The sequence below is a fragment of the Cryobacterium aureum genome (assembly GCF_002954245.1).
Lineage (GTDB): Bacteria > Actinomycetota > Actinomycetes > Actinomycetales > Microbacteriaceae > Cryobacterium > Cryobacterium aureum.
Genome location: NZ_PPTG01000009.1, coordinates 297,708 through 312,046 on the forward strand (window position 1 = coordinate 297,708; position 14,339 = coordinate 312,046).

At 65.2% G+C, this 14,339-nt stretch carries 12 protein-coding genes; 11 read left to right on the forward strand and 1 reads right to left on the reverse strand.

The genetic code is table 11. From position 1 onward, the window contains the following. Positions 1–8: 8 nt before the first annotated feature. The 5 genes from CJ028_RS20600 (at position 9) to CJ028_RS22045 (ending at position 5,406) form a co-directional block, all read left to right on the forward strand. On the forward strand, positions 9–212 hold the full coding sequence (locus CJ028_RS20600) for a DMT family transporter (RefSeq protein ID WP_129590379.1): 204 nt from the start codon (positions 9–11) through the stop codon (positions 210–212). 566 nt (positions 213–778) lie between these two features. Next, positions 779–3,160: an ABC transporter permease gene (locus tag CJ028_RS04360; RefSeq protein ID WP_105034041.1), complete on the forward strand. Its 2,382-nt coding sequence runs from the start codon at positions 779–781 to the stop codon at positions 3,158–3,160. Positions 3,161–3,200: 40 nt separating this feature from the next. Beyond that, positions 3,201–3,983: an ABC transporter ATP-binding protein gene (locus CJ028_RS04365; RefSeq protein WP_105034042.1), complete on the forward strand. Its 783-nt coding sequence runs from the start codon at positions 3,201–3,203 to the stop codon at positions 3,981–3,983. 126 nt (positions 3,984–4,109) lie between these two features. Continuing rightward, positions 4,110–4,340 (forward strand): hypothetical protein, encoded by a 231-nt coding sequence (locus tag CJ028_RS04370; protein ID WP_105034043.1) that lies wholly within the window; start codon positions 4,110–4,112, stop codon positions 4,338–4,340. A 481-nt stretch (positions 4,341–4,821) separates the two neighbouring features. Next, on the forward strand, positions 4,822–5,406 hold the full coding sequence (locus CJ028_RS22045; RefSeq protein WP_105034044.1) for a YkvA family protein: 585 nt from the start codon (positions 4,822–4,824) through the stop codon (positions 5,404–5,406). Here the strand turns inward: CJ028_RS22045 and CJ028_RS04380 are convergent. Continuing rightward, entirely contained in the window at positions 5,381–6,193 is an 813-nt protein-coding gene (locus CJ028_RS04380) for a DMT family transporter (protein WP_105034045.1), read from the reverse strand. The two genes, CJ028_RS22045 and CJ028_RS04380, sit on opposite strands and share 26 nt — an antisense overlap. Before the next feature lie 129 nt (positions 6,194–6,322). Here CJ028_RS04380 and CJ028_RS04385 point away from each other — a divergent pair, with 129 nt between their 5' ends. From CJ028_RS04385 to CJ028_RS04410, 6 genes are all read left to right on the forward strand, one after another. After that, positions 6,323–7,507 carry a MalY/PatB family protein gene (locus tag CJ028_RS04385; RefSeq protein WP_105034228.1) on the forward strand — a complete coding sequence of 395 codons (1,185 nt, stop codon included), beginning with the start codon at positions 6,323–6,325 and terminating at the stop codon, positions 7,505–7,507. Between the two features lie 68 nt (positions 7,508–7,575). Beyond that, positions 7,576–8,943 carry an O-acetylhomoserine aminocarboxypropyltransferase/cysteine synthase family protein gene (locus tag CJ028_RS04390; protein ID WP_105034046.1) on the forward strand — a complete coding sequence of 456 codons (1,368 nt, stop codon included), beginning with the start codon at positions 7,576–7,578 and terminating at the stop codon, positions 8,941–8,943. Positions 8,944–8,963: 20 nt separating this feature from the next. Beyond that, complete coding sequence (locus CJ028_RS04395) at positions 8,964–9,548, forward strand: hypothetical protein (RefSeq protein ID WP_105034047.1); 585 nt, start codon at positions 8,964–8,966, stop codon at positions 9,546–9,548. Further along, positions 9,548–11,611: an ATP-binding cassette domain-containing protein gene (locus tag CJ028_RS04400; RefSeq protein WP_105034048.1), complete on the forward strand. Its 2,064-nt coding sequence runs from the start codon at positions 9,548–9,550 to the stop codon at positions 11,609–11,611. The genes CJ028_RS04395 and CJ028_RS04400 overlap by 1 nt, the downstream gene beginning before the upstream one ends. Then, a complete protein-coding gene (locus tag CJ028_RS04405; protein WP_105034049.1) occupies positions 11,608–12,456 on the forward strand; it encodes an ECF transporter S component in 849 nt (282 codons plus the stop codon). The genes CJ028_RS04400 and CJ028_RS04405 overlap by 4 nt, the downstream gene beginning before the upstream one ends. A gap of 80 nt (positions 12,457–12,536) precedes the next feature. Beyond that, complete coding sequence (locus CJ028_RS04410; RefSeq protein WP_105034050.1) at positions 12,537–14,231, forward strand: HNH endonuclease signature motif containing protein; 1,695 nt, start codon at positions 12,537–12,539, stop codon at positions 14,229–14,231. Positions 14,232–14,339 lie beyond the last annotated feature (108 nt).

The window sequence follows — 14,339 nt, forward strand, 5'->3', positions numbered from 1 at the left end:
CACTCACCTTGCCGTGGGGAATCACCGAGATCGAAAATGTACAGCCGCCCGTGTGGGGCCTGCTCGCTCTCTCCGCGGCCATTGGCGTTGTGATCCCCTACAGCGCGGCTCGCATCACGTCCGCGCGCGTCATCGGCACCTTGTTCAGCATCGATCCCGCCATGGGAGCCCTCATTGGCCTTCTCCTTCTTAGTCAAGCGATGGACCCCTAGCCATCGCCGGGGCCCTCGTCGTGTGGATATCCAAAGCACCCACCACCGAGGGCCGCGAGAAAATGCCCATGGTCGTCATGACGTTGACCGAACCATCACGCTGACCACTCTTCGCCGACATGCCATCTGTCCCCCCAAGGGGTTGGGCTGAAACCGAGGAGGAGGCTGCCTCCAGAAGAAATGCAGCGGGCGAACTCGCGCAAAACGGCTGGCAAGTCATTCGAGGCAAGGTGGATAACGGAGTACCACGCAAGAATTGCAGCTGCGTATCCGTCTGGGACCCCGAGATCGCCCAGTGACGCGACTCCGTCTGACAGCCGTTCTTCGTGCGCACGCTCCGCGTCTGCATCGGGGCTCGCTCACGAACGACACAGTGGCTGTGCAGAGTGTCGTGGACGCGCTTCCGGTGGCGCCGGTTGTCTTGGGGCATTCGTATGGCGGTTTGGTTATCACCGGCGTCGAACTGTTCAACATCGTCTTCGACATCGTGTCTCACGTGGTGCTCACCCGGGTGTCGCTCCAGTCCATGGTATTTTTGATTTTGTCTTGGGGAGGCACCGCAACACATGTACGTCAAATACACGCTCAACGACCTGCGCAGGAACCGCGGCGTCAACAGCTCCCTGCTCGTGGTCCTCGTCCTCAGTGCCTTCCTCATGGCCAGCGGTGCGATGGTAATGGAGCGCACGCTCGGCTCGGTGAACGCCTTATTCGATCAAGCCAAGCCGCCGCACTTCCTGCAGATGCATAAGGGTGCCTACGACGAAGCGGCACTGGATGCCTTCGCTACCGCGCATCCGGAGATCGACTCCTGGCTCATCGAGGACATGGTCGGTTACGACAGCGCCGCGATCGCCTGGGTCCGCCCGGGAACGACGGAGTCCGGCACCCTGTCGGCGAGCCTCATCGACAACCTCTTCGTCACGCAGAACACCGCGTTCGACTTCCTCCTCGACGCCGACAGCACCATGGCGTACCCGGCCGACGGCGAGACCTTCGTGCCGGTCGCCTACCAACAGCGCTTCGGGCTGCAAGCCGGTGACGAACTGCGCATCCGCACCGATGTCGGCATCGAGGACTTCGTCATCGGGGGCTTTGTGCGCGATTCGCAAATGGCCTCGTCGCTCTCCTCCGCGACGCGGTTCCTCGTCTCCAACGCCGATTTTGAGCGACTACGCACAACCGGTGGCAGTTCCGAGATCATCGTCGAGTACCGGCTCGCCGACCCGGCACAGACGAGCAATTTTCAGGCCGCGTATGAGTCGGATCAGTCGTTGCCGAAGAACGGGCAGGCCGTCACCGGCGACATGATTCGCATCATCAATGCCATCAGCGATGGCCTGGTCGCGATCGCTTTAATGTTCGTGAGCCTTCTGCTCATCTCCATCGCCCTCCTGAACGTGCGCTTCGTGATCCGCGGCACGTTGCAGGACGAGGTTCATCAGATCGGCGCGATGAAGGCGATCGGCCTGCCGAACTCGACCATCTCCGGTCTGTACCTGTCGAAATACAGCGCGATGACGCTCATCGCCTGCGTCATCGGCGGCGGGCTCGCGGTCATTGCGTCGCAGGCGCTCACCAGCGGCATGCAGGCGAGTTACGCCACCGCCCCCGTCACTGCCCTGACTTTCTTGGCCCCGATTGCCGCGCTCGTGCTGGTGTTCCTCGTCGTTATCGCGATCTGCCGCCGCGTGCTGCGCATCATCAATCGCATCGAGGTCGTCAGCGCCCTAGTCCACGGCTCGACCCTCAACGAGCACCAGACCGCCCGACGCGCGAAGCGGCTCGCCCGCCGAGTCCGCCGCTCGGCGTTTGCCTCGTACGGCGGCGGAGACCTGGGCCGCCGAATCTCACTCGTCGACCTCCGCACCGAGGTCGGCCAGTGGATGTTGCTGCCGCTCGTCTTCATGCTCGCCGTGGTTCTCATCACGTTACCGACTAACCTGCTCACCACCTTCCAGAGCCCGAAGTTCGTTACCTATATGGGTGCGCCCGAGAGCGACCTGCGTATCGACCTGCAATTCTCCGACGATCTGGAGCAGGTGCGGGAGGAAGCGGAGACGGCCCTCGCCACCGACTCCCGTCTCGCCCAGGTGCGCAGGTTCGCGAACGAACTCGTCGAGACGCGTGGGATCGAGGGATGGGAGTCGATGCGCGTCGAGGTCGGGGACTACTCGGGGGACACGATCCAGTACCTGCGAGGCGGGCCACCCTCCACCGGTGAGATCGCGCTGTCTGTGCTCAACGCCGACCGATTCGGTGTCGACGTCGACGAGGCGTTCACGGTCCGCCGTGACGGGAGCGAGATGCCCCTGACGGTGTCCGGTATTTATCAGGACATCACCAGCGGCGGCCAGACCGCCAAGATGTCGGGCGACGCGACCGGCGTCGTCACCGGCTACATCTACTACGCCACCACCTCCGCAGGGCAGGACCCCACCGCGATCGCCACCAACTACGGCGACCAGTTCCCGGCCATGACCGTCGTACCAATGGGCGAGTACGTCTCGCAAACCCTCAGCTACGTCACTAATGCTTTCTTCAACGCGGCGGTGCTCGCCATCGTGTTCGCGATCGGGGTCGCCGCGCTCATCACCACCCTCAACCTCACCTTGCGGATCGCCCGCGAGAAGCGCCGCTCCGGCATACTCTCCGCGCTCGGATTTTCCGGCTCGGAGCTCGCGGCGCAGCTGCGGTTCAAGGCGATTCTCGCCGTCGTGATCGGTACCGTGCTCGGCGTCGTCGTCGCCGCGACCCTTGGCGAGGCTCTTGTAGGCGCGGCGATCTCGCTCGCCGGTCTCGGCATCTCGAGCCTGGCGTTTATCCCGAACCCGCTGCTCGTCTACGTGGCCTACCCGCTGCTGCTCATCGCCGTCGGCACGATCAGTGCCGTCGCCGTGTCGTCGCGGCTGCGTCGCGGCGACACAAGCGCGTGGCTGCGCGCATGATCCACGCACCCCGAATCACGACTCCCCGAATGGATCACCCATGACGCTCTCTGAAGCCCCCACGACTTCTCCCGCGCTCGTCACGACCGCCCTCGAGAAGTCCTACCACTCGACGGAGCCGCCCACCCGGGTGCTTAACGGCATCGATCTCGCCGTCCGCCAGGGCGAATTCCTCGCCGTTATGGGTGCCTCGGGCTCTGGAAAATCGACGCTGTTGTACTGCATCAGCGGCATGGACCGGCCGACCGCGGGTAACGTGCGCCTCGGCGACCTCGACCTCACAGAGCTGAGCGATCGCGACATGAGTCGCACCCGGCTCACGAAGATGGGTTTCATCTTCCAGCAGGCATATTTCTTGTCCAACTTCAATCTGCGCGACAACATCCTGCTGCCCGCGCTCAAGGCACAGCCCAAAGAACGCGCGGAAGTCGAAGCCCGCGTCGACGCGATGCTCCAGCGCTTCGGCATCGCGCACGTCGCCGACCACGGCATCACCCAGGTGTCGGGCGGCCAGCTGCAACGCGCGTCGATCTGCCGGGCTCTGGCCACCAAGCCCGCCGTGCTCTTCGCCGACGAGCCCACCGGGGCCCTGAACAGCAGCATGACCCTCGACGTATTGGACGCCCTCACCGGCGTGCATCGCGACGGCACCACGATCATGATGGTCACCCACGACCCCGCGTGCGCTGCCCGCGCCGACCGCGTCGTCTATCTGCGCGACGGCCTCCTCGTCGATGAGCTGGACCTCGGCACCTGGCACCAGGCCGACACCTCCCGGCGTGATGGCGAGCTCCTCTCCTGGCTGCGCGACCACGACTTCTAAGGATCGTGCCACCGCACCACGACCCGGCCCAGATCCGCCCCGTTCAGCGTTCCGGCTACGGATACATGTGACCGTGGCCGCAACGGGTACGGCGAGCGATAAGAGAAGTGCGTGAGGGGGGGGGGAATGATGCTGCACGAGCTCTACCTGATTTGCCACTGTGCGCTCGTTGTTGCCAGCCCGCATCTGTCGGTGGGCCATCCGGCGATCGTGATCATGGTCGCTGTCGGACTTCTCATCGGTCCCACTGTGATCGTGGCACTGTTGGATTTCGTCGTGGCGCGGCAGTTCGACCCGCCTACGTCCTCCACGCAAAGCGGGGCACTTCCCCGCGTTCGCAATTCACACGGCAGATAGCGCGATGTGGCAGAGGCACTCCTATGCGGTCGTTTTTCTGACGGCCGAGACGTTTGGCTGCAGCGCAAGCGCGGCTGTCTTGTCAGCAACCGAATCCGATCGTGGACTGCAAGAATCAGTGCATGACCTCCATCGATCACGGGGCGATGCTCGTTGGGCGGGGGGAAGGCTCTGGAATGGATCGTGCTGGGGTGGAACCTCGTCGGCGTCATCGTGCTGGCCTCCCTCGCGACGGCGGCGGCGGCTTCGGGGGCCCTGGTCGGCTTTGGGCTCGACAGTCTGATCGAAACCGGCGCCAGCACGGTCGCCCTCTGGGAGCTCTCCGGGACGGGCGAGGCGCGGAGGCTCCGCGCGCTGCGGATGATCGGGGTGACTTTCATCGTGCTTGCGGTCTGGGTGCCGACCCGCTCGCGGGTTACGTCATCGTCTATTACACGGCTCGCGAGGCCCTCAGTATTTTTCGTTCGAACGGGGGCAGCTCATGACGACCCGGTGGGACGTCGTTCTGAGCGTGCTCGGCGGATTGCTGATGCTGTGGCTGGCCCTTGTTCTGGTTCTCTGGATCGAGCAACGCCGGCATCCTGGCGGTGCTTCACTGCGTGATCTGCTGCGCCTCGCGCCCGACGTCGCCCGGCTACTGAAACGCCTCGCCGCCGATCGAACCGTGTCGATCGGGGTTCGAATCTGGCTCGCGGTACTTTTTCTCTATCTGCTGTCGCCGATCGACCTCATTCCGGATTTCATACCCGTTCTCGGTTACGCCGACGACGCCATCGTAGTCGCGATCGCTCTACGATTCGCGACGCGTCGGGCAGGCAGCGATGCGGTCAAGCGACATCGGCCGGGAACACCCGAAGGGCTCTCAGCCGTGCTCCGACTGTCAGGCTTGAACCCTCTCCGTAATGCTCGTTCGCGGACCGATGCGAAACCCGTCGAGCAGTCGTCCCGCCGTTCCGCATACGGACGCAGTTCGCAGGACAATGGCGGGCTGAACGAACCGTACTGGCGAGCACGCAAGCGACAGTCGGGCGCTGGCGCCGTTAAGTGTCACCACCGACGGACCTGAGGCGTTGGCTTTCTGGGTCAGATAAGGTCAACGCGGCGACCGCAGGTCGTCTCTCGGGGAGTTTGGGCATCTTCTGCTGTTTGTGGTGAGGCGGTCGGAGTCGTCCTCGGCCGACCAGGATGGCAATGATGATGACGATTCCGCTGACGATTTGATTCCAGAAAATCGTCTCGCCGAGGATCAGTGTTCCGAGGATGATGCCGGTGATCGGGGTGAGGTAGGTGACGGTGGAGGCGCTGGTGGCACCCCAGGCAATGATAACGTTGGTGTACCAGACGTAGGCAATACCGGTTCCGATGCCACCGAGAACGACCACGCTCACGACGATAGCGGGCGTGACCGAGACGGGACTCATACCGATAAACGGCGTGAGCAGCAGGATTATTGCCGCTCCGGCTCCGATCTGCGAGGCGGAGACGGTGACCGCGTCATAGTCGTAGTGACGCAGGAATCTCCGTGTGTAGGTGAAGCCGAGGCCGTAGCAGGTTGTCCCACCCAAGCAGGCTAGTTGCGCCCAAAAGAACATGCCGTTGGCTGTATCAGCAATGGTGTCCCATGGGGCCGCGACCACGATCACACCGCCCGCAGCGACAAACAGTCCTGCCGTCTTGATCTTGGTGAGCCGTTCGTCGGGAAGGATCGCCAGTGCTACGAGCATCGTGGCGATCGGGGTGGTTGCGTTGTAGATGCTCGATAGCCCCGACGGCAGGTATTGGGCGGCCCAGGAGAATAGAAGGAATGGGGCGACGCACATGATCGCTCCGATCGCGGTCAGATGGCTCCACACTCGAATGCCAGATCGCCGCAGCAGACTCTATGAATGATCGAAGGAACACTGGGTTGCGGGCATCCGCTCATGTGTCGAATGTTTACGTACGTGTTCGCTAATTCGTGGCGGCTGGAACATGCTGTGGTCATGTCAGTCATCAAGGTCGCACCGCTGGAGCATATCCGGCGCGAGCGCAGCAGCATCAAGTGGACTCGGTTTCCCGCCGACGTACTTCCCTTGTTTGTTGCCGAGATGGACTATCCACTGGCACCGGCCATCGTCGCCACTCTGGTGGAACGCGTGCAGGCCTCCGACACCGGCTACCTCGACGGGCCCGGCCCGCTCGCTCCGGCCTTCGCCGCCTTCGCCCTGGACCGCTGGGGCTGGACCGTCGACCCGAGCCACGTGCACCTCGCGACCGACGTGAGCGTCGGCATCGTTGAAGCCCTGAGACTGGCCGTGCCTGCGGGCGGTCGCGTCGCGATCACCCCGCCGGTCTACCCGCCGTTCTACGAACTCGTTGAGGAGGCCCTGGCTACCGTCATCGAAACCCCACTCATCGAGCACGGTGACACCTGGCTGTTCGATTTCGCGGCGTTGGAAAACAGTTTCGCATCCGGCGTCGATGCATTCCTCCTCTGCAACCCGCACAACCCGCACGGGATCGTCTGGGCCAGGGCAACGCTTGAAGAACTCGCCCGTCTTGCTGCCCGCTACGACGTCTTCGTCATCTCCGATGAGATCCACGCTCCGCTCACCTTCCCCGGCGCCACCTTCACTCCGTTTGCCCCCCTGGCTCTGGCCGCCGGCGCGCGCGCGGTCACCGTGACCTCGGCAAGCAAAGGCTGGAACATCGCCGGGCTCAAGTGCGCCATCGTGGTCGCGGCCGATGACGCGACCAACGAGCTGTTGGGCCGGCTACCCGAGGAAGTCGCCTGTCGCACCAGCATTCTCGGCCTGCACGCGAACATCGCTGCGTTCGGTTGTACCGACTGGCTCGACAATGCCATCGATCAAATTGTCGCCAACGATCTGCTGCTTTCTGAACTGCTCAGCGAACACCTGCCCGCCGTGATCTATCACCGGCCGCGCGCCAGCTATCTTGCCTGGATGGATTTTCGCCACGTCGGTCTCGGGGACAATCCGTACCAGCGCATTCTCGACGATGCGCGCGTCGCCCTCAACAGCGGGGCGTCGTTCGGGCTCGGCGGAGCGGGCTTCGCCCGCCTCAACCTAGCTTGCTCGCCCGACACCCTGCGCGAGGCCGTCGCCCGCATTGCGGCACTCGTCGCGCGGGAAGCCGCCGCTCCCCCCACGGTCACGGCCGACTAATGCCCCAAACAATGGATGCCCCGCTCCAATCCCCGACCCGCTCACAGCCCGACGCAACAGGAAGTTCCATGCCCACCCCAGCACCAGCATCCGCTTCGCTACTGAATTCTGACGCCACCGTGGTCGTGGAGCCGATCACCGACTGGGACGGCTTCAGCTTCGACACCCGCCAGGTGCACGTGGGCGAATACGCCGATGAGAACCGCGGCGCGCGCATTCCGCCGCTCACCCTGAGCGCCGGTTACGTTTTCGACTCCTTCGACGACGGAGCTGCTCGGTTCAACGGAGGTTCGCGCGAACCGATCTACTCTCGGCAGGGCAACCCCACCAACGCGGTCGCCGAACAGCGCCTCGCGTCATTGGAGGGCGGCACCGCCTGCGTCGCCGTGTCGAGCGGACAGGCCGCGATCAGCGCAGCCCTGTTTGCCATGGCCGAATCGGGCGAGCACATCGTCTCGACCGCGAGCATCTACGGCGGTACCCGCATTCTGCTCGGCCGGAGCTTTCGCCGCATGGGTATCGAGGTCGACTACGTTTGGGACACCGATTCCGATGCTGCCTGGGACGCGGTGATTCGGCCGGAAACCAAGGCGATCTTCACTGAAACCATTCCTAACCCGCGCAACGACGTCGTCGATATTGCCCGCGTTGCAGCGGTCGCGCGCCGCCACGGCATTCCGCTCGTCGTCGACAACACCGTGGCCACGCCATACCTGATTCGTCCGTTCGAGCACGGCGCCGACATCGTCGTGCACTCGACCACCAAGTTTCTCAGCGGCCACGGCGCCGGAGTGTCGGGCGCGATCGTCGACGGCGGCACCTTCGACTGGGCGGCGAGCTCTCGCCGCTACCCGCTGCTCACCGACTCGCTGCGCCCGGGCCTGCCGTCGCTGCTCGAGCGCTTCGGCCCGGCCGCCTACGCCCAGTATGTGCGCGAGGCCGTCGTGAACGATGTCGGACCGTCGCTCTCGCCGTTCAACGGATTTCTGTTGCACCAGGGCATCGAAACCCTCTCCTTGCGCATGGAACGCCACGTCGACAACTCCATTGCCATCGCGCACTGGCTCGAGGAGCAGCCCGAGGTGGAGGTCGTCGACTACGCCGGCCTGCCGAGCAGCCCGCTGCACGAGATCGCGCAAAAGTACTACAACGGCCGTACCGGATCGGTGTTCGCCGTCACCGTCAAGGGCGGTACCGAGGGTGCCCGAGCGTTCACGAACGGTCTGCGGGTATTCAGCCGGATGACCGGTATCGGCGACACGCGCTCGATGGTGCTGCATCCGCTCACCACCACCCACGCGTCGTTTGCCCCCGATCTGAATGCACGCCTCGGCATCACCGCCGGAATGCTTCGCCTGTCGGTCGGCATCGAATCGTTGGACGACCTTCTGCTCGATCTCCGCGGCGGGCTCGACCGAGTCGCCGGCATCCTCTAAACGCTAGGTATTCTGAATTCATGAACCTCACTGCGCCATTTTTTTCTGCGTCCATTTTCTCCCGCAGTGCGGGGGCCCGCACCTCTGTTGCCCTGGGCGCGCTCGTTCTGCTCGCTGCACTGAGCGGATGCGCCACCGCCGATTCCGGCGCTGGTGCTGGCTCGACGACATCCGCTACCGCTGAAGCGGAAGGCTCAACCGAGAGCTGCGCCGGCGTCAACGTTGTCGTCGACTTCGGTACCCTCGATGCCGATTCGGTCACCGAGTGCGTCGATGCGTCCGCGGCGACTGCCGCGAGCGAGGCCCTGGCCACAACCGGTGTCACGACCGCGGGCAGCGTGGAGTACGGCGACCAGATTGTCTGCCGCGTCAACGACCGTCCGGCTGCCGACGAAACCGTCGTGGTGGAGGGCCAGGAATCGTTCACCGAGAGCTGCGCCTCGATGCCGCCCGCGTACGCGTACTGGGCGCTCTGGGTGAAGGCCACCCCCAACGCCGACTGGGAGTACGCCCAGGAGGGCCTCGGCACGCTCGAGGTCGAGCCCGGTCAGTCCGTCGGGCTCGTCTACACCACGGGTACCGAAACGCCGACGCCCGGCAGCTAGTGCTTCGCCTGCGCCTGGCCCCGCTACGCGCGGCAGCCGTACTCGCGGTCGGCTTCGTGCTGCTGCGGGTCGTCTACCGGGTGGTCTTCGGCGGCGCAGGCGCCGGCGCGGGCCCGCTGCTGCTGAACCTTCCCCAGCTGCGGCTCGACGGACCGTTCAGCCACATCACGCTGCTCGGCCCGATCACCCTGGTCGGGCTGGGCAACGCCGCGCTCAGCGCACTCCCGGTCGCCGCCGTGATCGTGTTCTTCGGCCTTCTCAACGCCGTCGTCAATGTGCAGGCGTTGTTTGCCCGCGGCGCTGGCCGCGGACCGCTGCGGGCAATTTCGCGCTCGCTCGTGATCGCCTGGGCCACCTTTCCGGCACTGCTGGAGTCGGTGCGGCGGGTGCGGGTCGCTCGCGCCCTACGCGGTGAACGATCGATCGCATCACTGCTCGTACCCGTTTTTGAACAGACCATCGAGCGCGCTCTCGCGCTGGCTGCGTCAATGGAGACCCGCGGATTTGCGGCCGTCCGCGTCATCCCCGGCGTCTGCGAGACACCCGTGCTGCTGGCGGATGCCAGCTTGGATTTCGGCGCAGACTGGCACCTCGACGAGCTCAACGTCACGCTCGAGCCCGGCACCCTGACGGTCATAGTCGGCGCGACCGGATCGGGCAAAACCAGCCTGCTGCACAGCATGAGCGGACTGTTCCAGCACTTCTACGACGGCACCCAGCACGGGCGTATCGACATTGCCGGCGCCGACCGCGCGCTGACTCTCCCACGCGACACCGCCGGTTTCGTCGGGCTCGTGGCGCAAAACGTGCGGCTGGGGTTCGCCGCCGAATCCGTGCACGACGAAATCGGATTCGCCCTCGCGGTGCGGAACGTCGCCCCGACCATCGTGCACGCTCGCGTACTCGAAGTGGCTGCCCGGCTGCAGATCGTTCACCTGGTCGACCGATCGATCGACCAGCTCTCGGCCGGCGAAGCGAGCCTCGTCGCGATTGCCGCCGCGCTGGTTAATAGCCCCATCCTGTTACTCGTGGATGAGCCACTCGCCGACCTCGACACTGCCGCCAGGGACCGCGTCTGCACCGTGCTCGGCCAGCTGGCGCACGAGGCCGGCGTCTGCGTCGTGATCGCCGAGCACAACACGCGCGAGTTCGACGTGATAGCGGATGCCTGGCTCCAGATTCGCCGCAGCCGAGTGCACCAGCTCTCGTCCGCCGAAATCCAGCCCAAATTGGTCGAGATTCCCGTGCCGAAGCCCGCCGATTCGCCCTCGTGGGGCAGAATACCGGCATCATTCGGGAGCGCTTCGGGCCGCGCAGCGGCGGCGCCGGGCGCGACTCGCAGTATCGCAACCATGCCTGCGAAACCACTCGCGAGCATCCGTCGGCTGAGCGTGCGGCATCGAACAGATCTCGCCGTCGACGACGTGTCCTTCGAAGTGCAGGCCGGCGACGTGATCGCCCTGCGCGGCAGCAATGGTGCCGGCAAGAGCAGCTTGCTGCGCGCGATCGCGCTGCCCATGGCCGCTGACACGGTCATCATAGCCGGGCACGATGTCCACTCCCTCAAGCGTCGCACTCGTCGTCAGTCCGTGGCGCTCGTGCCCGAGAACGTCGACGACTTGCTGTTCGCGATCACGGTGGCCGAGGAATGCCGGAGGGCCGATCGTAGGCTGCACCTCGCGCAGTCCGCTCGCACCGGGCCCGAGCACGGGGAGCCAGTCACCGCGGCGCTGTTCGCGCAGTTGCTCGGCTTTGACGCCATAACGGATGCCGCGCACCTCCTCGAGCGTCATCCGCGCGACCTCTCCACCGGCGAACGTCTGTGCCTCGTGATGGCCATTCAGCTCGCGGCCCGCCCGGCCCTGCTGCTCGTCGATGAACCCACCCGCGGGCTCGACCTGGCGGCGCGGGCCCTGGTAAGCGCGGCGCTGTTGACGGCCACCGACCGTACCTCAGCGGTGCTTTTCGCCACCCACGACGATGACTTTTCGCGTGGCCTTGCCACGCGAACCCTGCGCATGGAGGCCGGCCGGCTGAGTTCCCCGATCGAGGTGCTCTCGTGACTGTTCTGACCAGACCGCGCCGAAGCATCCGCTGGACATCGTGGATTCTCGGTGGCGGCAGCGTGCTCGCGGCAGCTGCCTTCGCCTGGCCGTTCTTCGTCGGGGCGGTGCCAGCCGATGCCCAGGTCGCGGTTCCGATCGTGGCATTCGCGCTCATTCCGGCGCTCATCGTGGCCCTCGCGCTCACCCTCGACCGGGAAATGTACACGGCCAAGACCGTGGCGCTGCTCGGCGTGCTCTCGGCCGTCGGCGCTGCGGTGCGTATCGCGGGCACCGGCGTCGGCGGGGTCGAGGCGGTGTTCGTGCTGCTGATTCTGGCCGGGCGGGTTTACGGCGCCCGGTTCGGTTTTCTGCTCGGGCTGCTCACCATTGCGGTGTCCTCCCTGCTCTGGGGCGGTTTTGGGCCGTGGACCCCGTTTCAGATGTTCGCCTGCGGTTGGGTCGGCGCCGGCGCCGGCCTGCTGCCCCATTGGCCAAAAGCGTCTCCGCCGACCGAACCTGCGCGCAGTTCGACGGCACAGCGCTGGCGCCTCCGCTGGGAAATCGCTCTACTGGCCGCCTACGGCGTGGTCGCCGCGTACGCGTTCGGGCTCATGATGAACCTCTGGTTCTGGCCGTTCGCCGTGGGAAGCAGCACCGGCATCTCCTACACGGCCGGAGTCGGCCCCGGCCAGAACCTCGCCTCATTCGTGCTCTACTCGCTCGTCACGTCGACCCTCACCTGGGATACCGTGCGCGCAATCACGACCGTGGTCGGTATCGCTCTGGTCGGACCCGCCGTGCTCGCCGCCCTGCGGCGGGCGAAACTGAACCCCCGGAGCGAAAAACGGAGTCATCGTCTTTAAATACGAGACTCGACAAGATTTATCGGGAATGAACGTGAGCGAGTCTCGCTTTTGTATTCGATAAATGAGATAAATTAGGTATGGAGATCAACGCGGATCCACCTCCGGAACCGGAATCTACGAGCGCGAGTCACGAGTCCGACCGCGTCGAGTCCGACGCCCTCGCGGCGGAGAACGATGCGGTTGACGCCGCGGCGATCGAGCGTGCCGCAGCCCGGGTGGAGTGGGCGACTGAGATGGCGGCGGCGGAGATCAAGCCGGGAAAGCCCGCGCAAACGCGACATTCGGCGAGAACCATCCCGATCTCTGGGGTGAAGGCCCTGGATTATGTGGTTGCGGCGTCCTTGCAAGATTGGCGGGCGCGTCCCGTTGATGTGGAGCAGGTGCGGCTGCTTGACGTGGTGCGGGAGTGTGACCTCGCGATCAACCGGGCTCATGCGGCGCGGGCGGCCGCGATTGACGACGTCGCCCGGTGGGTGGCCAGCACCGCGGTCACCGGGCGGCCCTTGCCGCGGGCGATGCTGACGCAAGAAGCGCAAGACGCCGGGGAGACCTGCCAGCCATTGCAGCGCTGGTCAGAGAAGCAAGCGGCCGCAGAAGGCCTCGTCGCCGAACTCGGCTGCCTGCTCCGCGTGCATGAAAACACCGCCCGCAACCTGCTCTGCATGAGCAAGATGTTGCAGCACGAACTGCCGGCCACCCGCGCCAAGCTCGCCGACGGCACAATCAGCTACCGCCACGCGGAAATCATCGTCAATAACGCCCTGTCGCTGCCAGGCGACGCCTGGTCCCGGTTTGAGGGCGATGCCCTCGCCGGGGTGGAAGATCTGACGGTGGGGCAGTTGAAGAAGCGGGCGATCACCGTGCGGGAACTCTCCCACCCCGAGTCGATCGGGAAGCGGCACAAGAAGGCCCTGAGCGAGCGATGGTTCTCCGTCATCCCCGCCCAAGACGGCATGGCCTGCCTGGAGCTGATCCTCAGCCAGGAAGACGCCGCCACCATCAACGACCGCGTCGACACCCTCGCCCGCAGCCTGCACAACGCCGCCGGGCAAGAACCCGTCGACACTCGCACCCTCGGCCAGCAACGCCTCGACGTCGCCGTTGACCTCCTGTTGACGGGAGTGACCGAAACCGGGCTCGGGGCCGGAGTACAAGGCCTGGTGAACGTGACCGTGCCGGTACTGACCCTGATGGGTCTGAGCGAAGAGCCCGGAACCCTCGACGGATTCGGCCCGATCGACGCCGCCACCGCCCGCCGCGTCGCCGCCACCGCGAAAAGCTTCACCCGCATCCTGATCCACCCCGAAACCAGCGTCGTACTCAGCGTCGGCAAAACCCGCTACAAAGTCCCCGCCGACCTGAAGAAATGGCTAGAGATCCGCGACGGAACCTGCCGATTCCCCGGCTGCACCCGACAAGCCCGCCACAGCGAAGTCGACCACACCCACGACTGGCAATACAACGGCGAAACCCGCTGGGACAACCTCGCCCACCTCTGCAAACGCGGACACCGCTTGAAAACAGAGTCCGGCTGGGACGTGCAGCAAAGCAACGACGGTGTTATGCACTGGACCAGCCCCGCCGGTAAACACTACGCCACCCACCCCGCCACCCGCCTCGTCCCGGGCCCCGCCGCCGCCGCCAGCGAAGGCGGCCCAGCAGAAGACTCCCCGAAACGGCCGGTCGACGTTTGGGCTGACCTCGCCGACCCCAGCCTCGCCGATCCCAGCCTCGCCGACCAGGAACATGACTGGAATACCGCCACGTTCTAACCCACACCGGCCCTCGGTTCGAGCTGCTGGGGATCCAAGCCCGTGTTCGCCTCGATGAGCACCCAAAATCGCGACATGAATTTGAGTGCTGAGACGAGCTGACGGGCG